Source organism: Bacillus sp. EU55, assembly GCF_038005925.1.
Lineage (GTDB): Bacteria > Bacillota > Bacilli > Bacillales > Bacillaceae > Bacillus > Bacillus velezensis.
The window spans coordinates 4,006,119-4,032,852 of record NZ_JBBOUE010000001.1 but is presented as its reverse complement, the minus strand read 5'-3'; the positions used below and the strand labels follow the sequence as shown (position 1 = coordinate 4,032,852).

Genomic DNA, 26,734 nt, shown 5'->3' with positions numbered 1-26,734 from the left:
ATACTCCTTGTTTTATGATTTGATTTTCATGACGAGATAGAGAAAATACGGCGCGCCGATGGCTGCCGCAACCACGCCGGCCGGAATGGCGTTCGGCTGAAACAAAGACCGGCCGATGGTGTCTGCCGCGACAAGAATGACGAGTCCGATTAATCCCGCAATCGGGATAATATGCTGATGCATGGTGCCGACGAGCCGTCTTGCCAAGTGAGGGGCGGCAAAGCCGATAAAGCCGATTCCCCCGGCCATCGCCACACTCGCGCAAGACAAGCCGACCGCTATGGCGATCAGCATGATCCTTTTTCTCTGCACGTGTGCGCCGAGCCCCGCGGCTGCCTGGTCACCGAGCATTAAAATATTCAAAGAGCGGGCGTTCAGCCATGCAAGCGGTGCGAGAATGCCGATCCAGGGCAATAGCGACCACACGTGAATCCAATCCCTGCCCCAGACGTTTCCCACCAGCCAGCGGGAAGCGAATGTATAAGTTTCTTCATTCAGGCGCAGCGACATAAACAATGTAACGGCGCTGAAGCCCGCGGAAACGGCGATCCCGACTAACAGCATACGGATCGTTAAAAAACCGTTCAGCCTGTCGTACGTAAGCACTACAATCAGCAGGGCGGCGAGTGTTCCGCCCGCAAACGTAAACAGCGGGATGAACATCGACGCCTGCGCCTCCAGGGAATGAAAGAATGTGATATACATCATCAAACCGAAGGAAGCGCCGGCATGCAGTCCGAGAATGCCCGGATCGGCAAGCGGATTTCGGGATACACCCTGCAAAATAGCGCCCGACACTCCTAAACCGATGCCGGCCAGCATCGTCACCAGAATCCGGGGAAGCCGGTAATCGAATAAAACGGTTGTGCTTTGAAACGTGCCGTATCCGAACAGCGTTTTTCCCACGGTGAGAGGAGAAAGCCGGAATGAGCCCGTATGCAGCCCGATCAGAATCATGCAAACGGCGATGACCAGCAGAATGAGTCCTGCCGCCGCCGCTTTTTTTGTTTCTTTCTGCACTTTCATTTATAAGTCTCTTCCTTCCTTGCGGGCAATATAAAGAAAGAAAGGGACACCGACAAGTGCGACCATAATGCCTATCGCCAATTCCCTCGGGGGACTGACCGTGCGCGAGGCCAGGTCGGCCAAAATCAATAGAATCGCGCCGAGTAACGCGGACATCGGAATAATCAGCCTGTACGTAACGCCGACGATCTTTCGCGCGATATGGGGAATGACCAGCCCGACGAAGCCGATCGCGCCCGCAGAGGAAACAGACACACCGGCAAGAACGACAGCGATCATTAATCCGGCGGCACGCGTCAGAGCCGTGTTCACTCCTAAATTCGCCGCCACGTCATTTCCCATTGAGAGAAGGGTGACGGACCGGCCCATGAATGTCGCGAGAATGATGAAGACCGCAATCACGGGAACTAGGACTTGTAAATGAGCCCACTTGATCCCTGACACCCCGCCGGCGTACCAGAAGGCCAAATCCTGGCTTAAATCGTAATAAATCGCCACACCGGTACTGAGTGAATGTAAAAGAGCGGCCACGACCGCTCCGGCAAGCGTCACCTTTAAAGGTGTCATGCTGCCTTTTCCCGCCGCACTGATAAAGAAAATCAAGCCGGTGCTTGCCAGTGCTCCCAAAAATGACATCACCATCAGCAGGGCGTATGACAAATGAGGGAAAAAAGCAAAGCTGAGCGCAACAACAAACATGGCGCCCGCGTTTACGCCTAAGACACCCGAATCGGCAAGCGGGTTTCTCGTGACACCCTGCATGAGGGCGCCGGCTGCAGCAAAAGCGGCTCCTGTAACGGCCGCCCCGAGCACCCTCGGAAGACGCAATTCATGAATGATCTGCTGGCCCGTTATGTTCGGATTGTAATCAGCAACAGCCGACCAAACCGTATGTAAAGTAATGTCTTTCGCGCCGAATGAGACAGCGAAAAAAATAGATACAAGCAGCCCGATCACCGCGATCAGGAAGAAAACCCCGTTTTTTAAGATGCTGATCAGACGGTTTGCGGACGTGACAGAATCGCTCAAAAATCAATTCACCTACTTTTATGATCATTGTCCGGTATTTATTGAATATGAGAATCATTTTCATTTGAACCATCATATTATACCGAGCTGATTTTCAAAACGCAATAGAGCGTTCAACAATGATGTCCTTTTTTTCTCTCATGTTTATATTGTAAAAAAGAAGTGAAAAACGTGAAAGAGGAAATCGCTATATTCAGAAAGGAGGGAGGCAAATGGCGGGAGAACGAAAGCCTTTGCCGATTGAATTTTACCAGAGACCGTCAGTGGAGCTTGCCCCTTTATTGCTCGGCTGTCTCTTGGTGAAGGAGACGGACGAGGGAACGGCTTCAGGTTTTATCGTGGAAACGGAAGCTTATATGGGAGCGGATGACAGGGCGGCGCACAGCTTCGGCAACCGGCGCACGAAACGGACGGAAATTATGTTCCATGAGGCGGGCCGCATTTATACATACGTCATGCACACTCATACATTAATGAACGTCGTCGCCGCGGACATCGGCATTCCGCAGGCCGTGTTAATCAGGGCGGCGGAGCCTCATGAAGGACAGTTCCTGATGGAGAGCAGGAGACCGGGCAGACCCCCGAGAGAGCGGACAAACGGCCCGGGAAAACTGACGAAGGCGATGGGCATTTCAATGAACGACTACGGCAGCATGATCACGGAACCGCCGCTGTATATTACGGAGGGCTTTACGCCTGAGCATATATCAACAGGCCCGAGAATCGGGATTGACAACAGCGGAGAAGCCCGGGATTATCCGTGGCGCTATTGGGTGACGGGGAACCGGTATGTCTCACGCTGACCATGTTTATAAACGCTGATAACAGGGGAAAGACAAGGTAAAAGAAAGGGGATTCAGACATTGAAAAAATTTTTCAAAACGATTATCAAATGGGCGCCCGTCATCTATCCGATCATCAGAAAAATCATAAAAGAACGGAAGGCATCTAAGCGGAACCGCATGTCCGCATCCCGAACAGCCGGCTGATCCGGCTGTTTTTTTACGGGCCTGGCATCGGATTGCCGCATTGACTTGAAATCCTCCCCATTATAGAATTTACATACATTTACCCCTTCCTCATTCTATTTGCCCATTTTTCACGTCTGCATCTGATCTGATAGGAGGTTTTTCTCATGCTTCATGGGCGGCTTCGTGAACTTCTGCGCTTGCTTTTAGCTGCTGAAACACCGGTTACAAGCTCAGTCATCGCTGCAAATGTAAAGGTAACGACGCGGACGGTCCGCAATGACATAAAGGAACTGCAAACCATTGTAGAAAAACACGGCGCATCCATTCAATCTGTCAGAGGGAGCGGCTATAAGCTGCTGATCCGGAATGAGCAGCCGTTTAAAAACTGGCTTCAGGACAATTTCCAGCAGAACAGCACCGTGCCGATTTTTCCCGGTGAACGGTTAGATTACCTTATGAAAAGAATGCTTCTGGCCGACGGCTACCTCAAGCTGGATGACTTGGCGGAAGAACTGTTCATCAGTAAATCCACACTTCAATCTGATTTAAAAGAAGTCAAAAAACGGCTCCGCCCCTATGACATCATTTTGGAAACAAGGCCGAATTACGGCTTTAAGCTGCGCGGCGAAGAGCTCCGCCTCCGTTATTGTATGGCGGAATACTTAGTGGACGACCGCGAGCCTGAGCCTGATCTCCTGAGTGAAAAGGCCGGTATTCTGCCGAAAGACGACATTCACGTGATCCGCACAGCCATTATGAAGCAGGTTCGAAACCATAAGATCCCGCTTTCTTTCTTCGGCCTGAACAATCTCATCATCCATATCGCCATTGCCTGCAAACGAATCCGGACAGAAAACTATGTATCTCTCATCCCGGAAGATCTTCATGATATTAAGCTTGAAACAGAATATCAGTCAGCGGAAGCCATCGTAAAAGAGCTTGAATCTGCGCTTTCGGTCACCTTTCCCGAACAGGAAACAGCCTATATCGCCATTCACCTGCTCGGGACAAAGCGCATGACCCAGTCACAACTGGAAGGAAAAGAGCTTACAAGGCTGATAGACGGGGAAACCAGCCGTTTGACGGAGGCCATGATTGAAGCCATTGAGCGGGAGCTGAAGCTCGGAATCACGGACGACAATGAGCTGAAAGCGGGTCTTGCGCTCCACATCAAGCCGGCGATTAACCGAAACCGGTACGGAATGAACCTGAGAAACCCGATGCTCTCCGCCATAAAGGAAAATTATCCGCTCGCATTTGAAGCGGGAGTGATTGCGGGAATCGTGATCAAGGAGCAAACCGGCATTGATATTCATGAAAATGAGATCGGATATTTGGCGCTTCATTTCGGAGCCGCCATTGAAAGGAGAAAGACGGAACGGCCGCCTAAACGCTGCTTGATTGTTTGTGCGTCCGGCGCCGGCAGCGCGCAGCTTTTAAGAGAAAAGCTCCGTTCCCGGTTCGCAAAGCGTCTTGAAATCGTCGGAACGGCTGATTACTGCAGCCTTGACCAGCTTTCCTTTGAGTCGATTGATTTTGTGGTCAGCACAGTGCCGATCAAAAAAGACCTGCCCGTTCCCGTATTGAAGGTTCATACGCTGTTGGGCGGCGGGGATTTTACAAAAATCGACGCCATGCTGGAAGAAAAGCGGGAACAATTGAACTTTCTGAAACCGGAGCTGGTTTTTTTGCAGCAGGATCTGGAGACGAAGGAGGACGTCATCCGTTTTCTCGGACATCAGGTTGCAAAAGCCGGCCTCGCTTCTGATACTCTGACCGATTCTATTTTTGAAAGGGAAGCGATTTCTCCTACGAGTTTCGGCAATCTCACGGCGATTCCGCATCCGCTCGTTCCGCAGACAGACACGACGTTTTGGGCGGTGTGCACGCTGAAAAAACCGATTGACTGGGCGGATAAGCGTGTCCAATTTGTCTGCCTGCTTTGCGTCGAGAAAGAGAGCAAAGCCGACCTCCAGCATATGTACAAATGGCTGGGGGGCATGTTAGATGATCCGGCCGCGGTGAGCCGTCTCTTAAAATGCACAGCCTATCACGAGGTTTTACAAGTATTCAGAGACAAACGATCAGAGAAAGACCGGGATACACCTTTTTTCCGTTAGCAGCGGAAAAAGCCTGAGTAGTTATGAAAGCGATTTCATAATATGATGGTATTAACACCGAGACATACAAAATATCAAACTTTCAGGAGGTCTTTTACATGAATATATTACTCGTTTGTGCAGCAGGGATGTCAACAAGCTTACTCGTTACAAAGATGGAAAAAAGCGCGCAGGAACAAGGAAAAGAATATAAAATCTGGGCTGTGTCAGGCGATTCAGTCAACCAGCATATAGATAAAGCGGACGTATTGCTGCTTGGGCCTCAAGTCCGTTATTTGCTTCCGCAGCTGAAAAAATTGGGCGAATCAAAAGGCGTGCCGGTTGAAGTCATTAATACCGTCCATTACGGCACATGCAACGGAGCGGAGGTTCTGAAATCAGCAGAACAGCTCGGAAACGCATCGTAGAAAGGGGCGGGCCGTGTGAATAAGGTGAATCAGTTTTTAGAAGAGAAAGTCATGCCCATTGCCGGGAAAATTGCTTCCCAGCGGCATCTGCAAGCATTGCGTGACGGGATCATCCTCACCATGCCGCTTATCATCATCGGTTCGTTTTTTCTGATCATCGGCAACCTGCCGATTCCGGGATATGCGGATTTCATGGCAAAGACGTTCGGAAGCGCCTGGTCTCAAAAACTGCAATATCCGGTTGATGCGACCTTTGAAATCATGGGTCTTGTCGCCGCTTTCGGAATCGCCTACCGCCTGGCCGAAAAATACGGGGTGGACGCATTATCAGCCGGTGCGATATCTTTGGCGGCGTTTCTCTTGGCAACGCCGTACAAAGTTCCGTTTCTGCCTTCCGGCGCCAAAGAGGAAATCATGGTGGGCGGCGGCATCCCGCTGTCTCTCATGGGAAGCAAAGGGCTGTTTGTCGCGATGATCATCGCCATGCTGTCGACGGAAATTTACCGCTTGATCATCCAGCGGAATTTCGTCTTCAAAATGCCGGACGGCGTGCCTCCGGCGGTCAGCAAATCGTTTGTCGCCTTAATTCCCGGCTTTGCCGTCATCTTTCTGATCTGGGGTGCGCGTTTAATTGTCGAAGCGACGCCGTTTGAAAGCCTTCATAACATTGTAAGCGTTGTACTGGGGACGCCGCTCTCGATTCTTGGGGGAAGTCTCGGCGGAAGCCTGATAGCCGAAGCGGTTCAAATGCTCTTGTGGGCGTGCGGATTACACGGGGCGAACATAGTCGGCGGCGTCATGGCGCCGATCTGGTTCGGAGCGATGGATGCCAACCGGATTGCGTTTCAGGCGGGCGATGCGCTTCCGAATATTTTCACCCAGCAGTTCTTTGAAATCTGGATCAACATCGGCGGAAGCGGCGCGACACTGGCGCTCGTGGTCACCATGTTTCTCCGTTCGCGAAGCAAGCAGATGAAGCAGCTTGGGAAACTCGCCATCGGGCCGGCCGTCTTTAATATTAATGAGCCGATTATTTTCGGAATGCCGATCGTCATGAACCCGATGCTTCTCATTCCGTTCATTATCACACCGCTTGTCACACTGGTCCTTACCTATATCGGTATGAGCACCGGCCTCGTCGCCAAACCTGCCGGCATTGCCGTCCCATGGACGATGCCGCCGATTTTCTCCGGCTATCTTGCCACGGGCGGAAAAATATCAGGGGCTGTCATGCAGGCGATTAATATCATCACAGCCTTTATCGTGTACTATCCGTTCTTCAGAATGTGGGATTCGCAAAAGCTGAAAGAAGAAAACGAACTTGAACAATCGCAGGCGCCAGCCGTACAGGGAGACGAAAAAGCCGTGCTGTAGAGAAAGGGAGTGAAACACATGAATGAAAAAATGGAACAGACCATTTTTCAGATCATCCTGCATGGCGGCAACGGCAGAAGCGCATCAATGGAAGCCATTGCCGCCGCAAAGCGGGGGGACAGAGCCATGGCGGAGGAAAAGCTTCAGGAAGCCGCAAGGGAACTGACCGAAGCTCATCATTATCAGACAGAACTGATCCAAAATGAAGCCGGCGGAGAAAAAACAGACATGACGCTTTTGATGGTGCATGCGCAAGATCATTTAATGAATGCCATGACCGTGAAAGACTTGGCCGCAGAGTTAGTCGAGATTTATGAAAAAGTGAGTCTGCAAGGGGGAGCAAAAATATGACAAAAGGAATTAAAATTGTAACGATCGGCGGAGGTTCAAGCTATACACCGGAGCTTGTGGAAGGCATCATTAAGCGCTATGAGGAACTGCCTGTCAGAGAATTATGGCTCGTCGACATTCCTGAAGGCGAGAAAAAACTCAATATCGTCGGCACGCTTGCAAAACGCATGGTCGAAAAAGCGGGTGTTCCGATAGAGATTCACCTGACGCTTGACCGGAGAGAAGCCTTGAAGGATGCGGATTTCGTAACGACTCAATTCCGCGTCGGCCTTCTTGAGGCCCGCGCCAAAGATGAACGGATTCCGTTAAAATACGGCGTAATCGGCCAGGAGACAAACGGTCCGGGCGGTTTATTCAAAGGGCTGCGCACCATCCCGGTTATTCTGGAAATCGCGAAAGACATCGAAGAGCTTTGTCCGAATGCATGGCTCGTGAATTTCACAAACCCTGCCGGCATGGTTACCGAGGCCTTGCTCCGCTACTCGAATCTCACAAAAGTCGTCGGCCTCTGCAATGTGCCGATCGGCATTAAAATGGGCGTCGCAAAAGCATTGGATGTGGATGTCAGCCGGATCGAAGTGCAATTTGCCGGGCTGAATCACATGGTCTTCGGATTAGATGTTTTCTTAGACGGCGTCAGCGTGAAAGATCAAGTCATTGAAGCCATGGGAGACCCGAAAAACGCCATGACGATGAAAAATATTTCAGGAGCGGAATGGGAGCCTGAATTCCTGAAGGCGCTCGATCTGATTCCTTGCGGCTACCACCGCTATTATTTCAAAACGAAAGAAATGCTCGAGCATGAAATAGAAGCGTCACAGACGGAGGGCACACGCGCCGAGGTCGTGCAGAAGGTTGAGAAAGAACTGTTCGAACTGTACAAAGATCCGAATCTCGCCATCAAACCGCCGCAGCTTGAAAAACGGGGCGGAGCGTACTACAGTGACGCGGCCTGCAACCTGATCAGCTCCATCTATAATGACAAACATGATATCCAGCCCGTCAATACGATAAACAACGGCGCGATCGCCAGCATTCCGAATGACTCAGCAGTCGAAGTGAACTGTGTCATGACGAAAGACGGTCCGAAACCGATCGCCGTCGGTGATCTGCCGGTGTCTGTCCGCGGACTCGTCCAGCAAATCAAATCATTTGAGCGTGTCGCCGCTGAAGCAGCCGTCACGGGAGATTATCAAACGGCGCTACTTGCGATGACGATCAACCCTCTCGTCCCGTCAGACTCCGTGGCAAAGGCCATTCTGGATGAAATGCTTGAGGCCCACAAAGAACATCTGCCTCATTTCTTTAAGTCGATTGAAGCATAAGAGCAGTAAAAAAACCCGGATTCGCTTCCGGGTTTTTTGCTTATTTTGATTCGCTTAGTGAGGCGACTTCCGTCGTCCAGCCGAACACGTCGGCTTCCGCGCCTTTTTGAATGCCTGTAATGGTATCATACAATTTCTTCGAGATCTCTCCGGTTTCACCGCTGCCGATGACAAGACTTTCATCATTCCAGATCAGTTCGCCGACCGGAGAAATGACCGCCGCCGTACCGGTTCCGAATGTTTCTTCCAATCGGCCGTCACGATGCGCCTGGATGATTTCATCGATCGAAATCTTCCGCTCAGACACAGTCAGTCCCCAATGTTTGAGAAGGGTGATGACGGAATTTCTCGTAATTCCTTCAAGAATGCTTCCGTTCAGCTCCGGCGTCACGATCTCGCCGCTGATTTTGAAGAAGATGTTCATGCTGCCGACTTCTTCGATGTATTTTTTCTCAATGCCGTCAAGCCATAAAACCTGGGAAAATCCCTTTTCTTCCGCAACCTGCTGCGCTTTCAGACTTGATGCGTAGTTGCCGGCGGTTTTCGCGTTTCCGGTGCCGCCTTTGACGGCGCGCACGAATTCGTTTTCCACGGCGATTTTCACCGGTTTAATGCCTTCTTTGTAATAAGAGCCGACCGGGGAAAGAATGATAAACAGCTTGTACGTATGGGATGCCGCTACACCGAGGAAAGGCTCAGTCGCAATAATAAACGGACGGATATAAAGGGAAGTGCCTTCCGCTTTCGGAATCCAGTCTTTGTCGATGGCTACGAGCTGTTTCAGGCCTTCAAGAACAAGCTCTTCATCAATGAGCGGGATGCAAAGGCGGTCATTTGACTGGTTCAGGCGCTCCATATTTTTCTCCGGTCTGAACAGAAGCACTTCCTGATCCTTCGTTACATACGCTTTAAGCCCTTCAAAAACGGTTTGGCCGTAATGATAAACCATGGCCGCAGGATCCATTGAGATGGACTGATAAGGGATAATTCTCGGATCGTACCAGCCTTGATCAGCATCGTAATCCATAACAAACATATGGTCGGTGAAAATTCTGCCGAACGCAAGGTCATGGGGGTCCGGTTTCGGTTTTTTGGCTGAAGTCAATTCAACACGAATGTCTTGTTTCATAATGTTCTGTCTCCCTATTGGTGTTATTGTCAAACTTATTTGAAAATAATTTATATTCTATTGTATACCTTCAACAAATATTCGCAATAGTTTTCCTCAAATTTGTGAAAAAATCAAATCACATAAAAAGCAGGGGAGAGAATGCCCCCTGCGTGTTCGTTTTTACGTATTCTGTCATCACCGTGCTCAGTGAACCGTCACCTTGCCGGTTTTGTAAAACTGCTCCATTGCTTTATCGACGTACACCCAGCCTTTCCAGGCGATATGGATGGTGTCTTTCATAAAGTACGGATCATATTCGTGCCCGGATAAGTCGGCAACCTGAAAGCCCTTCGCTTTAATTTGCTTAGTGACTTTTTTGTAGTAATCAGTCCGGCCTTTTTTCGGGAAGCCGGTGTAGTCATACCATTTTCCGTTGACCGGAATAACCACGAACATCGGTTCAGCGCCGGCATCTTTCAGAATGTCCAGCATATCCTCAAAGTCGTGATATTCGACTGATTTGGCGTACGTTCTTCCTTTGTTGATCCCTTTCACTCTCTTTACTTTCTTCTTAATCTTTTTATAAGAAGCGTCATCGATATAGAAAGGATTGGACTTGGAGCTCCGTTCTCCTAATTGCGCGGCGGCTGTTTTTAACTCTGACCACGATTTCCCTTTCAGGTTTTCAGAGATCGTCCGTTCAGGGCCCTTGGTTTCTCCCATTGAATAATAAAGATCTTTTTTCTCAAGCAGAGAATAATAAGCTTTGGCAGCCGGCATGACCGCTTTCACTTTCCATGATTGTCCGTTGACCATTCCCTTGTACAATTCAGAAAGGACGGCATCATGCTGAACGACTTTAAAACGGAGCATGCGCTTCATCATGTTCTTTTTGACCGCGGGATCAATCTGGTTATTAAATGCTAAATCCAATGCCTGAAGTGATGAAAAATTCGGCGCAAAGTGCTGTTCATCAGAACCTTTTTTGATAAACCATTGCGGAGAAACAATGAATACCAGCTTTTTGCCTTTCAGCTGCTGATAATGCGCCGCAAAGTTCACGGCGTGTATCAAGGATTGGTCCCCGCCTTTTCCGACAAGATAAGGCGTAAAGCCTTGGTTGTTTACTTGGAAATAGTTGGACGGATGAAACTCATCCAGTCTTGAAAGCTCGGAAGAACCGAAAATCGGCAGATACTTCGAGTCTTCGAACATTTTATTTTGCAGATAGAGCCCCTGGAACATATTCGGATTTAAGGCTGCCGCCGACTCTTCGACACGTTTTTCAGGAATGAAGCGCGTAAGCCATGAAGCCGGAACTGCGATAGCTCCGACAAACAGGACGAACGCTAAAATAATTGGTCCAAAGAAACGCTTTTTCATTTACTTCAACTCAGTCAGTTTGTTTACAATGTTGTTTGGCGTATTCCACTCGTCACGGTCAAATTCAGTGATCGGCACTGTAATGCCGAAGCGGTTTTCGATGGCGACAAGCAGCTCTACAGTTCCGAAAGAATCAAGCAGTCCTTCTTCAAAGATTTCAATATCAGGATTTTCTTTCACAGCGTCCTCCTGACAAACTTCAGCTAATACGTCTAATACTTCCTGTTTAAATTCCATGTGTTTTCAATCTCCTTTAGTGATGAAATGGTTTTCCTGAGAAAATATAAAATCCGAAACATACGAAATGGAATGTGATGACGATGGCTAAAAAGGCCGTAAAACGATTGGCGGGCAGCCACTTGTATTTCTTATTCCATTTCTCAAAAAAGTTATACCCGGTCATTAATACGGCGTGGTACAGGCCGTATACAATATATTGCAGGGCGAGTCCGTGCCAGACGCCCATCAGCATGAACAGCAGGAAATACCCGATGTTCGAGACGGCCATCCGGTTCTTTATCCATTTTTTCTTTGTCATCCAGAAAACAAAGCGCATAAATACGTAGTCTCTGAACCAGAAGGATAAGGACATGTGCCAGCGGTTCCAGAAGTCTTTAATGTTTTTGCTGATAAACGGCTTATTAAAGTTTTCCGGAGATTTGATACCCATGATATAGCTTACACCGACGGCAAACATCGTGTAACCCGCAAAATCAAAAAACAGGTACAAGCTGTATCCGTACATGTACAGCACATTACCCCACAGTTTGCTGTGGGTGATATGAGACAGATTCATAATGAAATACGTGTTAATCGCATATCCGATAATGAATTTGTATAAGAAACCGATAAAAATTTTATGAATGCCGGTATACAGTAAATCAGCGTATTCTCCCTTTGTCCATACTTTCTGTTCGTCCTTGGCAAATCTGCGGTATCTGTCGATGGGACCGGAAGAAATGGTCGGGAAAAACATAATAAAGTACAAAAGGCGGTGAAGCGGCATTTTTTCTTTAATCAGCCCGTCTCTCGTTTCCATGATCAGCTGGACGCCTTTAAATGTCAAATAAGAAATTCCTAAGAAACTGATCAGGTTATGAACCGGGTGATGAGGCACCGGCGGAAAGAAAAACGGCCATAATTTAGATAAAAACAGGGGTAAAATGGACGCGATCACGGCCATACTGAAGACAAAGCCGCTGTTGGCTTTCAGTCTGTAAGCGAGATAACCCCTGATTAAAAGCACCTGCCACAGCGTAAAGATACATAGTGCGATCACGCCGTGCAGATCATGCGCGAAAATCAAAGCCAATACGATGATGGATATAAACATGTTGTATCCTTGGAATCTCTTGCCGTTCAGCCCTAAAATAATCGTCGGCAAAAGAAGGATTCCAAGTAAGATAAAGAAGAAAAACGAGCTGTAAGGCGTCATACAAGAACCTCTTCGCCAATGCGTTTACGGTCGATTTTTCCGTTCGCAGTCATTTGGATGTGATCCTGATAAATGAATTTTCTCGGAATCATGTAGGCCGGAAGCGAAGCGGCCAGTTCTTTCTTAATGGCGCTTGTCAGCTGGAATTCTTTTTCAAAATCATGTTTTTCAGGCACGATGGCGGCAATTAAATATTCGACAGGTCCGTTAGGCTGATACGGGATGACAACCGCCGTGCGCACATATTGAGACTGCCTTACATGTACTTCGATTTCCTCCAGCTCCATGCGGTAGCCGTGAAGCTTAATCTGGAAATCAAGGCGTCCTTGGCAGAAAATCTGACCATCCTGAACATAACCGGCATCACCCGTGTGATATGCCCACTGGCCGTCGATCGGGAAAAACGCTTTTTCCGTCAGAGAAGGCTCTCCGAGATAGCCTTTGCTCACGCTCGGGCCCGCGATGATGATTTCCCCTTTTTCTCCGTCCGGAAGCTTATTCCCGTTTTCATCCATGATGAAGATATCCATATCGGGTTTTGCAAAACCGACGGGCAGAGATTCATTTTCATCGATGATCTGCTGCGTAATTTCAACGGAGGTGACGGCAACCGTTGTTTCAGTCGGGCCGTATGTATTGAATACGCGGGCCTTCGGAAAACGGTTTAACAGCTCCTGTGCCACGGCAGCCGGAAGCGCTTCTCCGCAAAACATAAATACTTCTGCCTCAGGCAGGAGCTCCTGCGTAAAGCCGGGGTCCATCAGACACATTTGGACGAAAGACGGCGTCGATGTCCAGACGTTCAGTTTGGATTTCTCCAGCTCTTCAAATAGTACTTTCGGTTTATTGATTTTGTCTTTCGTTACGCAATGCAGCGTACCTCCCGTTTGAAGCGAAGGGAAAATGTCCATGACAGATAAATCAAAAGAAAACGGCGCTTGGTTTAAGAATGTCTTACCATCGCCCACAGGAAAATCCCTGCAGATCCAGTCAGTGAAGCTTTGCAGGTTATCAGCCGATATCTGCACGCCCTTCGGATTTCCCGTGCTGCCGGACGTGTAAATAATGTAAAATGTGTCCAGCTCTTTTACCCAGTTCTCACGGCTGAGGTCTGCATCTCCGTCAGCTGCAAGCTCTTCGGGCGTAACGGTTTTAATCAGATTGCTTCCCGTATCGACTGCATCGCCCGATACGCTGATAAGCAGCTCTGCGCCTGAGCTTTCAATGATTTTGACGATCCGCTCCGCCGGAATGGAAACATCGACAGGGATGTAAGGGCGGCCCGCTTTGACGCTTCCTAAGAAAGAAACGATCATATTCGGCTCCATATGTCCGTAAACCAGGACAGGCGCTTTCGAACCGTCAGCTGTATGTTTTTGAATGCCGGACGCAACCCGCTCCGACAAATCCCATAATTCCCCGTAAGTGAGGGAATGATCTAAGGAACGAAACGCTTCAGCCTGCGGCTTGGCGTCTGCGTATGTTTTTATAGCATCAAGTAGTTTCATAGTTATCCTCCCCGATTAGAAATCGTTGTAAATATAAGTGCCGGTATTCGCTGTATGAAATCCATACATCCAAAAGAGCAATACTAATATCAGAAAATAAAAGCCTGTATGAAACGTCCATTTGATCAATGTATTTTCATAAGCACGTTTTAATTTTTGCATCATATTCAAAATTCCTTCCCCGCGTATTCAATAATTACACCAGTATATGACGATTAGATTAACAAAAAGTTTCAAAATATGTCTAATATCCTAAGCTTAAAATTTCCTTAAAAATGAATGAGAAACAAAAGGATGGAAAACACGCATGTATAAATTGGCAAATGATCATACTAAAAAGGCGCTGTTCAGGCGGGATTTTTAACTTATCGTAAATATAAACGAGGTAAAAAAATTTTGGCGGCTTTTTCTTACGCAGGCTTGAGCCGAACCCCAATGGAGAAGGGCGAAAACCCGTTTCCGGCAGGATAGCCGATAAAGCGCCGCATCTTGTGAAATGAGGAAGAAATTATTATGATAGATAAGGTAGCAGAAAACGTGAAAACCCCAATTCAACACTACTGTTATCGGCTGACTGTGAAAGCCTTTTAATAGAAAGGAAGAGGAAAATGAATCAAAACAATATGGGGGGCAGCCAAAAGACGCCCGAGAAAGAAAGCATGGGCCGCATTTTGTGGCAGCTAACCCGCCCTCATACATTGACGGCATCGTTTGTGCCCGTACTTCTCGGCACCGTATTGGCGATGTTTTACGTAAAGGTTGATTTCCTGCTGTTTTTGGCCATGCTGTTTTCCTGCCTTTGGATTCAGATCGCCACGAACTTATTCAATGAATATTACGATTTTAAACGCGGTTTAGATACGGAGGATTCCGTCGGTATCGGCGGAGCGATCGTCCGCCACGGCATGAAGCCGAAAACAATTCTGCAGCTGGCGCTCGGCTCTTATGCGATTGCCCTCGTGCTCGGTGTTTATATCTGCATGAGCAGCAGCTGGTGGCTTGCGGTTATCGGCCTTGCCGGCATGCTGATCGGCTATCTGTATACGGGCGGCCCGCTGCCGATTGCGTATACACCGTTCGGGGAACTGTTCTCCGGCATTTGCATGGGCTCTGTATTTGTCCTTATTTCTTTCTTCATTCAGACAGGCAGAATTAATGAACAGAGCATTTTGATTTCCATCCCGATTGCCATCTTGGTCGGAGCGATTAACCTGTCCAACAATATCCGTGATATTGAGGAAGATAAAAAGGGCGGACGTAAAACGCTGGCCATTTTGATGGGGCATAGAGGAGCCGTCATGATACTGGCCGCATCTTTTGCCATCGCTTACATCTGGATCGTCGGTCTTGTCATCATGGGTTACACAAGCCCATGGCTGTTCCTGGTCTTCCTGAGCGTGCCGAAGCCCGTTCAGGCTGTGAAAGGCTTTGTGAAAAACGAAATGCCGATGAACATGATTATTGCGATGAAATCAACGGCGCAAACCAATACATTTTTCGGATTCCTGCTTTCAATCGGACTCCTGATCAGTTATTTCCGCTGATCAAATGAAAAGGCAAATGCCATAACCGGCATTTGCTTTTTTTTATGAAATAATCTTCATGATTTTGTAAAGAACCTGACTGAGGACTGACCCGTCTTATATACGGACAGCAAAGCAAGGAGATGAAAAAAATGGACTTGTCAACAGCCCATATGGATGATTTGAAAACGGTCATGGAAGATTGGAAAAATGAATTATTAGTTTATAAATTCGCTTTAGATGAGCTGGATACGAAGTTTTCGATCATCAGCCAGGAATATAATTTGATTCACGGGCATAACCCGATCGAGCATACAAAATCACGCGTAAAAAGTTTCGAGAGTATCGTCAATAAACTGATGCGCAAAGGCTGCGATGTGACGACGCAGGAAATGAAAGAGCATATTCATGATATTGCGGGTGTCAGGATTATCTGTTCCTTTATTTCCGATATTTATAATGTCGCTGAGGTTTTGAAGCAGCATAAGGACCTGAAGATCGTAAAGGTGAAGGATTATATCAAACATCCGAAGCCGAACGGCTACCGCAGCCTGCATTTGATTATTGAAATTCCCGTTTATTTGACGAATCGTGTGGAATATGTGAAGGCGGAAATTCAAATCCGCACCATCGCCATGGATTTTTGGGCGAGTCTTGAACATAAAATTTATTACAAATTAAATAACGAAGTCCCAAAGCATCTGACCGACGAGCTGAAGGAAGCAGCGGACATCGCCCATTATTTAGACGAAAAGATGCTTGGGATTAAGAAAGAAGTCGATTAAACGATTGACGCATCACAAACAGCCGGACCGCTTTTATGTGCAGTCCGGCTGGTTGTTTTTATGTTTACGTGTTTTCGCTTTCCTGCGCGATATATTCTGACGATGATTCAGGCTGAAATCCTGATTGAATTTGAACAGGGAATGCAATAGATATCAAATCGCAAACAGCACATTCCCGCAGAAAAAATGTGTAAGATCGAGGTTTACTTTTTAAAAAAAGGGAAAGAAATTTGTACAACAAAAAGGGAGATGAATATCAGTGGGAAAGAATGAAACAATGCATATCGTATCATGTGCCGATGATCATTATGCTCGTCATTTGGGTGGGATGTTCGCTTCTTTATTGATGAATATGGATAAAACAAGGGATGCGAAATTATATGTAATCGACGGCGGAATTACTGCCGAAAACAAGGACAAGCTTGAACAGACCGCGATGTCATTCGGGACGCCGCTTGAATTTTTAGAAGTAGACGCTGATCAATACAAGCATGCAGTCGAAAGCAGCCACATTACGAAAGCGGCTTATTACCGCATTTCCATCCCTGATTTAATTAAGGATGAGTCCGTAAAGCGGATGATTTACATTGATTGCGATGCAATTGTGATGGAAGATATTTCGGTTTTATGGGACTTGGATATTTCCCCGGCAATAGTTGCGGCAGTAGAAGACGCCGGACAGCATGAAAGACTGAAAAAAATGAATATCAGCGAAACTGCCAAGTATTTTAATTCCGGCATTATGATTATAGATTTCGAACCTTGGAGAAAACAAAATATTTCCGAAAAGGTGATTGATTTTATTAACGAAAACAGCTCGGAGGATTTTCTCGTGTTTCATGATCAGGACGCGCTTAACGCGATCTTATATGATCAATGGCATGAACTGCATCCGCGCTGGAATGCGCAGACGCATATTATCATGAACGAGAAAACGCCTCCTGAACTGATCGACCGTATACGTTACAGAGAAACACGTGCCGAACCGGCCATCGTCCATTTCTGCGGCAGCGACAAGCCTTGGAATACAGGCACCTCGCACCCGTATCGTGATCATTATTTCCGATATATGTCCTTTACGAAATGGAACACGATCGACCGCCCGGCCATGAACCAATAGGCAGGTGTGATGAAACGCTTGTGAAGCCGTTATCCGGCTCATAAGCGTTTTTTTGCTATTTAACCCGAATCGCACGCACGCGTTTTTGCAGGCTGGTCTTTTCGGCAGACGGCTTCAATCGGCTGACTGCCGTTTGCGCCGCTGATTTTGCTTTTTTCGTCTTGGTTTTTTCCGCCGTTTTTACTTTGTCTCTAGCCTGCTGCCGGTTGAGTTTATCTTTTATCCGGTCAAGCCGTTTTTCCAGAGCGGTTTTTTCTTTTCCCGGCTGGATTTCGCTGACTGCTTTTTGGGCTTTTGCGGTGCTGGCCTCAGAGGTCTTTTTTTCCGCCTGTTTGACGCTGGCCTCAGCTGTTTTCAAAAGGCTTGAGTTGACAGCGTTAATCCGCTTTTGCAGCCCTTTTTTCTCTGAACCGGCCGGTAATTTGCGAATGACGCTTTGTGCGGCATTGACGGCGGTTTTTTTCTTTTGTTTTTCGGCAGTCCGGACTTTGTCTCTTGCGTCCGTCACATTTCTTGCCGTCTGAACTTTATTGATCCGGGACTCGAGAGCGGTTTTTCCCTTTGACTTGGACAGCTTGCTGACGGCCGTTTTTGCTTGATTGATATCTGCCTGTTTTTTCGTCTTTTCCGCTTTTATTACGGCCCGTTCGGCAAAGCTCTTTTGCTTTACGTGATATTGCACCAGGCCGTACCCAAATCGGCTGTCACGTCCGGGAGCGCCCAGATCTTTGACGTTTTGCTGCATCTGCTGCCGGAGCTGTGTATTTGTTTCCTCGGGATATTTCTGCCTGAGCAGCGCGAACATGCCGGTGACGTGGGGCGCGGCTTGAGATGTGCCGTCAGCCGTGGCGTACATTTGATTCAGATACGTGCTCGTAATATTGGTGCCGGGTGCGGCAAACTCAATTTGTTTTCCAGTCGTGGAAAAAGCCGCGAGCCCGTTTTTTTCAGTTGACGCTGAGACTGCCGTTACGCTGCTGTAGGCACCCGGATAATTGACGGGTTTTTTGTTGCCGTCGTTTCCTGCGGCGGCTACGATCACGATTCCTTTTTTGTATGCTTTGTCTACGGCGTCGTGAAGAATTTTGCTGTCTGCGTTAGTTCCGAGGCTCATATTGATGATGTCCATTTTATTGGCGATCGACCAGTCGATCGCTTTCAGAAGGCTTTTAAGATCGCCTGCACCCTTTCTGTCTAATGCTTTAACCGCATATAACCGGACATCCGGCGCGATGCCGTCAATGCCGTATCCGTCATGTTTGGCCGCAATGATTCCGGCGACATGCGTCCCGTGTCCGTTGTCATCTTTGTATGAGGAAGTATAGCTGACTGCGGAATAGCCTCCGGCAATGGAAAGGTCATCATGAGGGTAAATGCCGCTGTCAATGACAGCCACTTTCACCTTTTTTCCCGTCAAGCCTTCTTTCCACGCCTGCTTGACCTGAGTCGGTTCTATATCCCATTGCGGCAGCGTGTAACTGCTGCTTTGGGCCGCTGTTAACGGGCGGATATCAGAACCGCCTGCTGCCTGAAAAGATACATTGTCTTCTACATATAAGATGTCAGGGTCCTGTTTCAGGTCTTTCACCGTTTGTGAATCGGCAGACACGGCGACTGCCGGGAGATGCTGATAGGTCTGTTCCACATCCGCTCCGCTGTCTATGGCGGATTCCTTGCCGTTTTGATTTTTGTACACCACGATAACGTCCCGGTCGTGCGGCTCGGCGTGCGCGGGCGCCGCGGCGGAGAACAGGCCGGCGCACAAGGCCGCGGCCATTATCGGTTTCAGGGTGTGATACATTGTGATTCCCCCTTTTTCTTTATATATCGGCAGTGCGGAATTCTTTTTTTCCTGAGGGATAAGGAAAATTTCTGTATGCAAATGTAAGCGTTTCCAAAATATGATGGAGAAAATGCTTTAAGACATCTGCGCAATGAACTCAAAAAGGGGGTTTTTGATAAATGAGTACGTTCAATCGGGTCATGGAAGAAAAAATCATGCCTGTCGCCGGAAAAGTCGCCGGCCAAAGGCACTTAAGAGCTTTGCGGGACGGCATTATTTTGACTATGCCGCTTATCATCATCGGATCGGTTTTTCTGATTCTGACGAGTCTTCCGATTCCCGGTTATGCCGATTTTATGGCTGGTCTTTTCGGTGAAAATTGGGTTGAAAAGCTCGGGTATCCCGTGAATGCGTCCTTTGATATTATGGCGCTTGTCGCCGCCTTTGGGATTGCCTACCGGCTTGCGGAAAGCTATGAGGTGGATGCCCTGTCGTCGGGAGCCATTGCCCTTGCCGCCTTTTTATTGGCGACGCCGTATCAGATTCCGTTTATTCCTGACGGCTCGGCAACAGAGATTATGGTGGGAGGCGGCATTCCGATTTCGCTGCTCGGAAGCAAAGGTCTGTTTGTCGCGATGATCATTGCAATGCTGTCTACGGAAGTGTACCGGTTTATCATACAAAGAAATATCGTCATTAAAATGCCTGACGGAGTGCCGCCTGCGGTCAGCAAATCGTTTGTTGCGCTCATCCCCGGTTTCATTATTATTACGCTTGTATGGCTGGCCCGTCTGTTTATTGAAATAACTCCTTTTAAAAGCCTCCACAATGTGGTAGGCGATCTGCTGGGCACCCCGCTGTCTATTTTGGGCGGGAGTCTCGGCGGAAGTCTTATCGCCGAATTCGTGCAAATGCTGCTTTGGTCGTGCGGCATACACGGCGCGTCCATTATCGGCGGCGTCATGTCGCCGATCTGGTACGGGGCGATGGACGCCAACCGTTTGGCTTTTCAGGCGGGAGAAGCGCTGCCGAGCATTTTTACGACACAGTTCTTTCAAATATGGATTAATGTCGGCGGAAGCGGAGCGACGCTTGCCCTTGTGCTGACCATGCTTGTGCGCTCCAGAAGCAAACAGATGAAACAGCTCGGCCGTCTCGGCATCGGGCCCGCGATTTTTAACATTAACGAACCGATTATTTTCGGGATGCCGCTCGTCATGAATCCGCTGTTAATCGTGCCCTTTATCATTGCGCCGCTCTTGACCATTACGGCGACGTACATCGGGATGAGCACGGGGATGGTGGCAAAACCGGCGGGAATCGCCGTGCCGTGGACGATGCCGCCGCTGATTTCCGGTTATTTGGCGACGGGCGGGAAAATCTCCGGTTCGGTCATGCAGCTGATCAATCTCCTGATTACATTTATCATCTATTATCCGTTTTTCCGAATTTGGGATCTTCAAAAATGGAGAGAGGAACGGGCGGCGGAACAAAACGTCACTGAAGAAACATAAAAAAAACGGGCGCTTTCGCCCGTTTTTTTAACGCTGGAAAAATTCGATCCATTCGCCGTCAGGTCCTTCAATGTAAAAGTAGCGGTACCCGTTCGGAAGCGTCGTGATTTCTTCATCGATAAATACGGCGCCCTGACGCTTCGCATGCGTGAACTCCGCCGCGATATCTTCAGTTAATAAAGCGAAGTGGTGAACTTTTCCTTCTGCGGGAAGCTCGCTGCTGTAGCCCTGGATCAGCTCAATTTCTGTCTCAGGCCCTTCCTGAAAGCCGAGAAAGGCAAGTTCAATAATGCCGTTCGTATGAGTGATACGATCCTTTAACTGCATACCGAGAACGTCTTGATAAAAGGCGATGGATGTTTCAATATCTTTGACCATAATGCCTGTATGGTCGATTCTTTTGGCTGTCATGGTTTTCCCCCTGTTTTGAATTTTTCGGGACAATGCGGTGTTGATCATGTTTTATGGTACGATAAGAGAAAGCAAAACGAAAGAGGAATGCACAATGAAGCTACTTACAGTGAAAGATACATTTGCCGGAAAGCTGAAAAAAGGATTCCCCCTGATTGAAAAAGACGCTCTGTCCGGAAGCTCTGCTCATTTAACAGAGGGCGATCTTTTTGATGTGACATCCGAGAAGGGTGAGTTTATCGGAAAAGGCTATTACGGTTTGCAGAATAAAGGAGTCGGCTGGGTGCTGTCACGCGCGAGAGATGAACGGATCGACGGACGTTTCTTTCTGGACAAGCTGAAAAAAGCGGCTGAAGCAAGAGCCCATCTGTTTAAGGCGCCCGACACGACGGCGTTCCGGCTGTTCAACGGTGAGGGCGACGGCATCGGCGGCGTCACGATTGACTTTTATGATGGTTATCTGCTGATTCAATGGTACAGTAAAGGCATTTACGCTTATAAGGACAGCATGATTGAGGCGATTGACGGACTGGAGCTTTCTTATAAAGCGATCTATGAAAAGAAACGATTCGATACTGCCGGGCAATACGTGGAAGACGACGATTTTGTCAAAGGCGAAAGAGGAGATTTTCCGGTCATTGTTCAAGAAAACGGCATACGGTACGCGGTGGATTTAAACGACGGGGCGATGACGGGCATTTTCTTAGACCAGCGTCATGTGCGCAAAGCGATTCGGGACAAGTATGCAAACGGCAGACGGGTGCTGAATACGTTCTCTTATACGGGGGCATTTTCCGTTGCGGCGGCGCTTGGCAGAGCTGAGAAAACGACCAGCGTCGATGTCGCCAACCGCAGTCTCGCAAAAACGATTGAACAGTTCAGCGCCAACGGAATTGATTATGAGGCGCATGACATTAAGGTCATGGATGTTTTCAAATACTTCGGCTATGCGGCAAAAAAAGGGCTGGAGTTTGACCTCATCATCCTTGATCCGCCTTCTTTCGCCCGCACAAAAAAACGGACGTTCAGCGCGGCGAAAGATTATAAAAATCTGCTGAAGGAAACGATCGCCATCACCGCAAAAAACGGCATCATCGTCGCTTCGACAAACAGCAGCGCCTTCAATATGAAGAAATTTAAAGGCTTTATAGAGACCGCCTTTAAAGAAACAAATGAGCATTACGACATTTTGGAAGAATACACGCTTCCGGAAGATTTCAAAACGATTCCCGCGTTTAAAGAAGGGAACTATTTGAAGGTTGTTTTCTTGCGGAAAAAATAGAATGACCATTTATAGCGTGGAAAGAGGGGAAAAGAAAACCCTCTTTCATCGCGTTAATACGGGATAAAATAATCTTCATATCTTAAAGAAACAACCCGCTATTACTTAGTATCTCATCTGTGCTAAGTAAAGTGGTCTCACTAATCCCCACATTGTTGGCTTTCATGAAGGATTGCACCGCTTGGTAGCCAACCGCATAACCTGCAAACGGTGATAAGCCGACAGGCTGATAACCTTGTTCGGCTGCAAAGGTGTCACCAAACATGTAACTGCTGACCTCAGCAAACCCTTTCTTATTTAACGAGTCTTTGATGATTTCTTTTGAGTATTCTAAGTCTTCTTTTTCAAAAGAAGTAACCCAAGGACCTAACAGAGCTTCTCCGTAAAGTTCTTTGGCAAACGATTCTGCCAACCCCTCTATAATTAAGTAATCACCAACCGTTACGTTCCCATAATCCCAATTGAAATACGAAAAACGAATATTATGATGAAATTCATGTGCGATTACAGCAGGCAGTCTCGGTATGTTATAAGAATTGGGGAATATTGAAACTTGAATAAATCCCGGAATTCCTCCGAATCCACAATACCCTCTATGTAACTCAAGCTTTTTTTGATTGGCCAGATACATCCCAAACCTTATTTCATCAGCATTTATTTTTAAGCGGTTTTGTTTGATAAATTCTACACAATGAGTTAAAGTGCCATATGCAATTTGAAGAGCTTGAATTTCTTTTAAATTCTCTAATGCTTTTCTTCCGGTTTCCGTATCAAATATGCTCAGATAGCCCAGCATATTTGCAGCCATGATTACATCATATCCGTTAGGTTGCTTTGCCTTTAAGGGAACATTCATCTTTTTCCACATATCTTCAAAAGGTTTCATCATTGAATACCGATAATAATCTTCTCTATTTTCAATCATTGAAAATAACGTTTCGTATTGCCCAATTGTATCCTCGATAATGATTTTAATGGGTACCACCCTTTTTTTGATGATCTATATAAATTGTAATGGCATCACTCATGAGCTTCGCCAACCCTTCACCATACTGATCGATGTTCTTAGTGAAGCGTTTATCTTCAATATAGAGTTGACCTAATCCGTAAAAGGCATCAAAAGAATATTCACCAAAATTTTCATTGAGAAAATCAAACCACTCTTTGATAGCTGTTTGTACGTCTGGGGACTTGGGAGATTGGTTAATAAGGAGTGCAAATTTATTGAACATTGCAGTCCACTTATCAGATAAATCTTTTTGCTCACCATCAGTCATGTTTTTCAATCTAATATTTACCTTATCGACAGGTTGATCACCCCACCGTTTGCGAGCTTCTTGTTCATAAAGATTATGATTGAAGTTCATTCCCTCAAACCGCTCTTTGTTCGTCATGCAAATCTCTCCCATCAAATGTTTGATTGATTTATCGATGGTTTCAATCATTTTATCGACTCTATTCCGTTTCTCAATCAACATTTTCTTTTGTAAAATTAATGCCTCCCTTCGGTTAAATGAAGGACTATTAATGATTTCTTTAATCTCTTTTAAGGAGAAATCGAGCTCCTTGAAAAATAGTATCTGCTGCAGCTGTTCAAGATTCTCTTCAGAATAAAGCCGATAACCGGAATCGGTCGTTTCCTGAGGAGTCAATAATCCGATTTGATCGTAATGATGGAGAGTACGTATGCTTACTCCAATCAGTTCAGCTACTTCTTTTACTTTCATACCCATCACGTTTGCCGCCTCCTTAATGGCTACTCTAAAGTATTACGCAACGTAAGAGTCAATAGTTGGTTTAAAATTTTTTGTATATAAAGGGAGAACATATGAGGATTTCATTGCTGAAATTAAAGAAAAAAAGCCGGGCGTGAAGCTCCGGCTTTTTTCTATTCAATAATGTGCTGCACCCGGCCGATTCGTCCGTCTTCAAGGCGGACCTTAATGCCGCGCGGGTGGAAGCTTGAGTTCGTCAAAATATCTTTCACGATTCCTCTTGTCAGCTTTCCTGAACGCTGATCGGCTTTCAGGACGATATCGACTTCAAGTCCTTTTCTGATGCTGCTTCGCTGCTGGCCGTTCATATGACACATCCGTTCTTCAGTCTTTTCACTTCATATCTTATCATATCGTGTTTTCGTCATTTTATGAAGGACAGACAAATCAATCTGCGTGGCAAATAAAAAAAGACCGCTCTGCAAGGAGCAGTCTTTTATGACATAAACGAAAGCAAAATCGGGGCCGCGCACAGCGTCATAATTGCGGCGAGAATCATGGACACGCTTGAGATCGTTCCTGATACGGAGCTGAGCTCAAATGCTTTAGATGTTCCCGCTCCGTGCGCGCTAGTTCCGAGCAGCACGCCCCGGGCAATTTCGTTATCAATGCGGAAATAGCGGATGACCATCGGCCCGATGATCGTTCCCAATAAAGCTGTTAAAATGACGAAAACCGCTGTAACGGCCGGCATCCCGCCGATCATTTCTGAAACGTTCATGGCAATCGGCGTCGTCACGGATCGCGGCACGAGACTGTCGACTAAGCTGCTGCCGAGATGGAACCATTTCGCGATAAAGGCCGTTGACAGAATGGCGATACATGAACCGACCGCTACGTTCAAAATAATTTCCACGGCGTATTTCTTTAAAATCGGGAAATATTTATAAAGCGGGATGGCGAACGCCACTGTTGCCGGCTGAAGCATATCGGTCAGCAGTCCGCCGCCGAGATTGTATGTCTGATACGGGACATTGACAAGAAGCAGCAGTACGACCAAAACAGCGGGCGTAATCAGAAGCGGCGACGTATACACCCGCGGAAAACGAGTGTAGAGTTTTTTCGCGCCCAAATATACTAAGACAGTTAAGAATAAACTTATGATTCCGATGAACACGTTTGTTTTTTCTCCTTTCTTTTTGCTATCAGCTGTGTAAGCGTACCTGTTGAAACCATCACGACAAATGTGCTGATGACGACGACAAGTAAAATGCTTACGCCGAATTTAGACATAATATCTCCGTATTCAATCACTCCGACGGCAGACGGGATGAAAAACAGCAGCAGCTCACCGAGGAGCCATGCTGCGCCAAGCTCAATCCATTCAAGTTTGATAATCTTGAAATGCAATAATGTGAAAAGAATCACAATCCCGATTATACTGCCGGGAATATTTATATGAAGAGCCGCCGTGACCCAATTGATCAGACGCGCAAATATAAACAGCAGAGCGATTTGAATAACGGTAAGCAGCAATTTTTTCATAATGATGCCTCCCTTATATTTATATTGTACAGAAGGTTTTGCTATAGGTAAAATACATATAAAGAATAATGTGTATTCCTTTTGTCTATAGAAAGGATGAAATGTAATGGATATCCGGCACTTAACGTATTTCTTGGAAGTGGCCCGTTTGAAAAGCTTTACGAAGGCTTCACAGTCGCTGTATGTTTCACAGCCGACAATCTCAAAAATGATTAAAAACCTGGAGACGGAGCTCGGCATTAAGCTGTTTTACCGCAATGGCCGGCAAGTTGAACTGACTGACGCCGGGCAGAGCATGTATGTGCAGGCGCAGGAAATCACAAAGTCATTCCAAAACCTGACGTCAGAGCTGAATGATATTATGGAAGTGAAGAAAGGGCACGTCCGCATCGGTCTTCCGCCGATGATCGGGTCCGGCTTTTTCCCGAGAGTGCTCGGTGACTTCCGCGTCACATATCCCGATGTGACGTTTCAGCTTGTTGAGGACGGCTCTATTAAAGTGCAGCAAGGGGTGGAGGACGGCTCGCTTGATATCGGGGTCGTCGTGCTTCCCGCGAATGAAGAAATTTTTCATACGTTCACAATCGTCAAGGAAACCCTTATGCTCGTCGTCCATCCGTCACATCGGCTCGCTGACGAGAAAGAATGCAGTCTTCACGAATTGAAAGAAGAGCCGTTCATATTTTTCAGGGAGGATTTTGTCCTTCATAATCGAATTATGACGGAATGCGTGAAAGCCGGATTCAGGCCGCACGTCATTTATGAAACGTCACAGTGGGACTTTATCAGCGAAATGGTATCGGCCAATCTCGGCATCGGCCTCTTGCCGGAAAGAATCTGCCGCGGTCTTGATCCTGACAAAGTCAGAACCATTCCGCTCGTTCATCCGGTCATTCCGTGGCATTTAGCCATCATTTGGCGGAAAGACCGCTATATGTCCTTTGCCGCCAGAGCCTGGCTGGAGCATACGAAATCGTATTTATGGAATCCGAAAAAGAGAAAAAAGGATGATTAAG

28 protein-coding genes are annotated in these 26,734 nt (G+C 47.2%); 13 read left to right on the top strand and 15 right to left on the bottom strand.

Annotated features, from left to right (window positions below; all coding sequences use genetic code 11):
* Positions 1 to 12: 12 nt before the first annotated feature.
* Together NYE50_RS20620 and NYE50_RS20615 are read right to left on the bottom strand one after the other, a co-directional pair.
* The gene (locus NYE50_RS20620; protein WP_021494727.1) at positions 13 to 1,026 is read right to left on the bottom strand and encodes a FecCD family ABC transporter permease; all 1,014 of its coding nucleotides are present in this window, start codon (positions 1,024 to 1,026) and stop codon (positions 13 to 15) included.
* The gene (locus NYE50_RS20615; RefSeq protein ID WP_224988580.1) at positions 1,027 to 2,025 is read right to left on the bottom strand and encodes a FecCD family ABC transporter permease; all 999 of its coding nucleotides are present in this window, start codon (positions 2,023 to 2,025) and stop codon (positions 1,027 to 1,029) included.
* Positions 2,026 to 2,267: 242 nt separating this feature from the next.
* On the opposite strand from NYE50_RS20615, the gene NYE50_RS20610 reads away from it, so the two are divergent.
* The 7 genes from NYE50_RS20610 to licH all read left to right on the top strand — a co-directional run bounded on the left by NYE50_RS20610 (position 2,268) and on the right by licH (position 8,603).
* The gene (locus tag NYE50_RS20610; RefSeq protein ID WP_021494728.1) at positions 2,268 to 2,858 is read left to right on the top strand and encodes a DNA-3-methyladenine glycosylase; all 591 of its coding nucleotides are present in this window, start codon (positions 2,268 to 2,270) and stop codon (positions 2,856 to 2,858) included.
* 51 nt (positions 2,859 to 2,909) lie between these two features.
* Positions 2,910 to 3,044, top strand: coding sequence for a hypothetical protein (locus NYE50_RS20605; RefSeq protein ID WP_369719122.1), 135 nt, complete (start codon positions 2,910 to 2,912; stop codon positions 3,042 to 3,044).
* A gap of 146 nt (positions 3,045 to 3,190) precedes the next feature.
* Positions 3,191 to 5,146, top strand: coding sequence for a transcriptional regulator LicR (gene licR, locus NYE50_RS20600; RefSeq protein WP_224988570.1), 1,956 nt, complete (start codon positions 3,191 to 3,193; stop codon positions 5,144 to 5,146).
* A gap of 98 nt (positions 5,147 to 5,244) precedes the next feature.
* Complete coding sequence (licB, locus tag NYE50_RS20595) at positions 5,245 to 5,553, top strand: PTS lichenan transporter subunit IIB (protein ID WP_003150863.1); 309 nt, start codon at positions 5,245 to 5,247, stop codon at positions 5,551 to 5,553.
* Positions 5,554 to 5,568: 15 nt separating this feature from the next.
* Positions 5,569 to 6,927: a PTS cellobiose transporter subunit IIC gene (gene celB, locus NYE50_RS20590; protein ID WP_007407740.1), complete on the top strand. Its 1,359-nt coding sequence runs from the start codon at positions 5,569 to 5,571 to the stop codon at positions 6,925 to 6,927.
* 18 nt (positions 6,928 to 6,945) lie between these two features.
* A complete protein-coding gene (gene licA / locus NYE50_RS20585; RefSeq protein ID WP_003150867.1) occupies positions 6,946 to 7,278 on the top strand; it encodes a PTS lichenan transporter subunit IIA in 333 nt (110 codons plus the stop codon).
* Positions 7,275 to 8,603 carry a 6-phospho-beta-glucosidase LicH gene (licH, locus tag NYE50_RS20580; protein WP_014419213.1) on the top strand — a complete coding sequence of 443 codons (1,329 nt, stop codon included), beginning with the start codon at positions 7,275 to 7,277 and terminating at the stop codon, positions 8,601 to 8,603. The genes licA and licH overlap by 4 nt, the downstream gene beginning before the upstream one ends.
* 40 nt (positions 8,604 to 8,643) lie before the next feature.
* On the opposite strand, the gene NYE50_RS20575 is transcribed toward licH, so the two are convergent.
* The 6 genes from NYE50_RS20575 to NYE50_RS20550 all read right to left on the bottom strand — a co-directional run bounded on the left by NYE50_RS20575 (position 8,644) and on the right by NYE50_RS20550 (position 14,205).
* A complete protein-coding gene (locus NYE50_RS20575) occupies positions 8,644 to 9,735 on the bottom strand; it encodes a branched-chain amino acid aminotransferase (protein ID WP_025650062.1) in 1,092 nt (363 codons plus the stop codon).
* A 183-nt stretch (positions 9,736 to 9,918) separates the two neighbouring features.
* Entirely contained in the window at positions 9,919 to 11,097 is a 1,179-nt protein-coding gene (gene dltD / locus NYE50_RS20570) for a D-alanyl-lipoteichoic acid biosynthesis protein DltD (RefSeq protein WP_007407736.1), read from the bottom strand.
* Positions 11,098 to 11,334, bottom strand: a complete 237-nt coding sequence (dltC, locus tag NYE50_RS20565; RefSeq protein ID WP_003150875.1) for a D-alanine--poly(phosphoribitol) ligase subunit 2 — start codon at positions 11,332 to 11,334, stop codon at positions 11,098 to 11,100.
* A 16-nt stretch (positions 11,335 to 11,350) separates the two neighbouring features.
* Positions 11,351 to 12,532: a D-alanyl-lipoteichoic acid biosynthesis protein DltB gene (dltB, locus tag NYE50_RS20560; protein WP_015240830.1), complete on the bottom strand. Its 1,182-nt coding sequence runs from the start codon at positions 12,530 to 12,532 to the stop codon at positions 11,351 to 11,353.
* Complete coding sequence (gene dltA, locus NYE50_RS20555) at positions 12,529 to 14,040, bottom strand: D-alanine--poly(phosphoribitol) ligase subunit DltA (protein ID WP_224988572.1); 1,512 nt, start codon at positions 14,038 to 14,040, stop codon at positions 12,529 to 12,531. The genes dltB and dltA overlap by 4 nt, the downstream gene beginning before the upstream one ends.
* Positions 14,041 to 14,055: 15 nt before the next feature.
* Positions 14,056 to 14,205, bottom strand: coding sequence for a teichoic acid D-Ala incorporation-associated protein DltX (locus NYE50_RS20550; protein ID WP_003150882.1), 150 nt, complete (start codon positions 14,203 to 14,205; stop codon positions 14,056 to 14,058).
* Positions 14,206 to 14,648: 443 nt separating this feature from the next.
* Between NYE50_RS20550 and NYE50_RS20545 the strand changes: the two genes are divergently transcribed.
* The 3 genes from NYE50_RS20545 to NYE50_RS20535 all read left to right on the top strand — a co-directional run bounded on the left by NYE50_RS20545 (position 14,649) and on the right by NYE50_RS20535 (position 17,468).
* Positions 14,649 to 15,584, top strand: coding sequence for a 1,4-dihydroxy-2-naphthoate polyprenyltransferase (locus tag NYE50_RS20545; protein ID WP_007614633.1), 936 nt, complete (start codon positions 14,649 to 14,651; stop codon positions 15,582 to 15,584).
* Between the two features lie 131 nt (positions 15,585 to 15,715).
* Positions 15,716 to 16,348 (top strand): GTP pyrophosphokinase, encoded by a 633-nt coding sequence (locus NYE50_RS20540; RefSeq protein WP_007407732.1) that lies wholly within the window; start codon positions 15,716 to 15,718, stop codon positions 16,346 to 16,348.
* Between the two features lie 259 nt (positions 16,349 to 16,607).
* Entirely contained in the window at positions 16,608 to 17,468 is an 861-nt protein-coding gene (locus tag NYE50_RS20535; RefSeq protein WP_015418500.1) for a glycosyltransferase family 8 protein, read from the top strand.
* A gap of 55 nt (positions 17,469 to 17,523) precedes the next feature.
* On the opposite strand, the gene NYE50_RS20530 is transcribed toward NYE50_RS20535, so the two are convergent.
* Positions 17,524 to 19,269 carry a S8 family peptidase gene (locus NYE50_RS20530; RefSeq protein WP_159353582.1) on the bottom strand — a complete coding sequence of 582 codons (1,746 nt, stop codon included), beginning with the start codon at positions 19,267 to 19,269 and terminating at the stop codon, positions 17,524 to 17,526.
* A 161-nt stretch (positions 19,270 to 19,430) separates the two neighbouring features.
* Here NYE50_RS20530 and celB (NYE50_RS20525) point away from each other — a divergent pair, with 161 nt between their 5' ends.
* Positions 19,431 to 20,765 carry a PTS cellobiose transporter subunit IIC gene (gene celB, locus NYE50_RS20525; protein WP_007407728.1) on the top strand — a complete coding sequence of 445 codons (1,335 nt, stop codon included), beginning with the start codon at positions 19,431 to 19,433 and terminating at the stop codon, positions 20,763 to 20,765.
* A gap of 27 nt (positions 20,766 to 20,792) precedes the next feature.
* Here celB (NYE50_RS20525) and NYE50_RS20520 read toward each other — a convergent pair whose 3' ends face one another.
* A complete protein-coding gene (locus NYE50_RS20520) occupies positions 20,793 to 21,176 on the bottom strand; it encodes a VOC family protein (RefSeq protein ID WP_012118757.1) in 384 nt (127 codons plus the stop codon).
* A gap of 94 nt (positions 21,177 to 21,270) precedes the next feature.
* On the opposite strand from NYE50_RS20520, the gene NYE50_RS20515 reads away from it, so the two are divergent.
* Entirely contained in the window at positions 21,271 to 22,458 is a 1,188-nt protein-coding gene (locus NYE50_RS20515) for a class I SAM-dependent rRNA methyltransferase (RefSeq protein WP_159353581.1), read from the top strand.
* 82 nt (positions 22,459 to 22,540) lie between these two features.
* Here the strand turns inward: NYE50_RS20515 and NYE50_RS20510 are convergent, their stop codons facing one another.
* The 5 genes from NYE50_RS20510 to NYE50_RS20490 form a co-directional block, all read right to left on the bottom strand.
* A complete protein-coding gene (locus NYE50_RS20510; RefSeq protein ID WP_241158071.1) occupies positions 22,541 to 23,383 on the bottom strand; it encodes a DUF2268 domain-containing protein in 843 nt (280 codons plus the stop codon).
* A 46-nt stretch (positions 23,384 to 23,429) separates the two neighbouring features.
* Positions 23,430 to 24,191, bottom strand: coding sequence for a MerR family transcriptional regulator (locus NYE50_RS20505; protein WP_012118755.1), 762 nt, complete (start codon positions 24,189 to 24,191; stop codon positions 23,430 to 23,432).
* Between the two features lie 155 nt (positions 24,192 to 24,346).
* Positions 24,347 to 24,541, bottom strand: coding sequence for a YwbE family protein (locus tag NYE50_RS20500; RefSeq protein ID WP_003150901.1), 195 nt, complete (start codon positions 24,539 to 24,541; stop codon positions 24,347 to 24,349).
* A 128-nt stretch (positions 24,542 to 24,669) separates the two neighbouring features.
* Complete coding sequence (locus NYE50_RS20495) at positions 24,670 to 25,350, bottom strand: CidB/LrgB family autolysis modulator (RefSeq protein ID WP_007407726.1); 681 nt, start codon at positions 25,348 to 25,350, stop codon at positions 24,670 to 24,672.
* Positions 25,332 to 25,718, bottom strand: a complete 387-nt coding sequence (locus tag NYE50_RS20490) for a CidA/LrgA family holin-like protein (RefSeq protein ID WP_007407725.1) — start codon at positions 25,716 to 25,718, stop codon at positions 25,332 to 25,334. The genes NYE50_RS20495 and NYE50_RS20490 overlap by 19 nt, the downstream gene beginning before the upstream one ends.
* Before the next feature lie 106 nt (positions 25,719 to 25,824).
* Here NYE50_RS20490 and cidR point away from each other — a divergent pair, with 106 nt between their 5' ends.
* Positions 25,825 to 26,733 carry a cidABC operon transcriptional activator CidR gene (gene cidR, locus NYE50_RS20485; RefSeq protein ID WP_003150908.1) on the top strand — a complete coding sequence of 303 codons (909 nt, stop codon included), beginning with the start codon at positions 25,825 to 25,827 and terminating at the stop codon, positions 26,731 to 26,733.
* Position 26,734 lies beyond the last annotated feature (1 nt).

Bases quoted from the DNA above. Each gene is read 5' to 3' on its own strand.
- NYE50_RS20620 (WP_021494727.1), bottom strand. From the start codon at position 1,026: ATGAAAGTGCAGAAAGAAACAAAAAAAGCGGCGGCGGCAGGACTCATT.
- NYE50_RS20610 (WP_021494728.1), top strand. From the start codon at position 2,268: ATGGCGGGAGAACGAAAGCCTTTGCCGATTGAATTTTACCAGAGACCG.
- licR (WP_224988570.1), top strand. From the start codon at position 3,191: ATGCTTCATGGGCGGCTTCGTGAACTTCTGCGCTTGCTTTTAGCTGCT.
- licB (WP_003150863.1), top strand. From the start codon at position 5,245: ATGAATATATTACTCGTTTGTGCAGCAGGGATGTCAACAAGCTTACTC.
- licA (WP_003150867.1), top strand. From the start codon at position 6,946: ATGAATGAAAAAATGGAACAGACCATTTTTCAGATCATCCTGCATGGC.
- licH (WP_014419213.1), top strand. From the start codon at position 7,275: ATGACAAAAGGAATTAAAATTGTAACGATCGGCGGAGGTTCAAGCTAT.
- dltD (WP_007407736.1), bottom strand. From the start codon at position 11,097: ATGAAAAAGCGTTTCTTTGGACCAATTATTTTAGCGTTCGTCCTGTTT.
- dltC (WP_003150875.1), bottom strand. From the start codon at position 11,334: ATGGAATTTAAACAGGAAGTATTAGACGTATTAGCTGAAGTTTGTCAG.
- dltB (WP_015240830.1), bottom strand. From the start codon at position 12,532: ATGACGCCTTACAGCTCGTTTTTCTTCTTTATCTTACTTGGAATCCTT.
- dltA (WP_224988572.1), bottom strand. From the start codon at position 14,040: ATGAAACTACTTGATGCTATAAAAACATACGCAGACGCCAAGCCGCAG.
- NYE50_RS20550 (WP_003150882.1), bottom strand. From the start codon at position 14,205: ATGATGCAAAAATTAAAACGTGCTTATGAAAATACATTGATCAAATGG.
- NYE50_RS20545 (WP_007614633.1), top strand. From the start codon at position 14,649: ATGAATCAAAACAATATGGGGGGCAGCCAAAAGACGCCCGAGAAAGAA.
- NYE50_RS20540 (WP_007407732.1), top strand. From the start codon at position 15,716: ATGGACTTGTCAACAGCCCATATGGATGATTTGAAAACGGTCATGGAA.
- NYE50_RS20530 (WP_159353582.1), bottom strand. From the start codon at position 19,269: ATGTATCACACCCTGAAACCGATAATGGCCGCGGCCTTGTGCGCCGGC.
- celB (WP_007407728.1), top strand. From the start codon at position 19,431: ATGAGTACGTTCAATCGGGTCATGGAAGAAAAAATCATGCCTGTCGCC.
- NYE50_RS20520 (WP_012118757.1), bottom strand. From the start codon at position 21,176: ATGACAGCCAAAAGAATCGACCATACAGGCATTATGGTCAAAGATATT.
- NYE50_RS20515 (WP_159353581.1), top strand. From the start codon at position 21,271: ATGAAGCTACTTACAGTGAAAGATACATTTGCCGGAAAGCTGAAAAAA.
- NYE50_RS20510 (WP_241158071.1), bottom strand. From the start codon at position 23,383: ATGATTGAAAATAGAGAAGATTATTATCGGTATTCAATGATGAAACCT.
- NYE50_RS20505 (WP_012118755.1), bottom strand. From the start codon at position 24,191: ATGGGTATGAAAGTAAAAGAAGTAGCTGAACTGATTGGAGTAAGCATA.
- NYE50_RS20500 (WP_003150901.1), bottom strand. From the start codon at position 24,541: ATGAACGGCCAGCAGCGAAGCAGCATCAGAAAAGGACTTGAAGTCGAT.
- NYE50_RS20490 (WP_007407725.1), bottom strand. From the start codon at position 25,718: ATGAAAAAATTGCTGCTTACCGTTATTCAAATCGCTCTGCTGTTTATA.
- cidR (WP_003150908.1), top strand. From the start codon at position 25,825: ATGGATATCCGGCACTTAACGTATTTCTTGGAAGTGGCCCGTTTGAAA.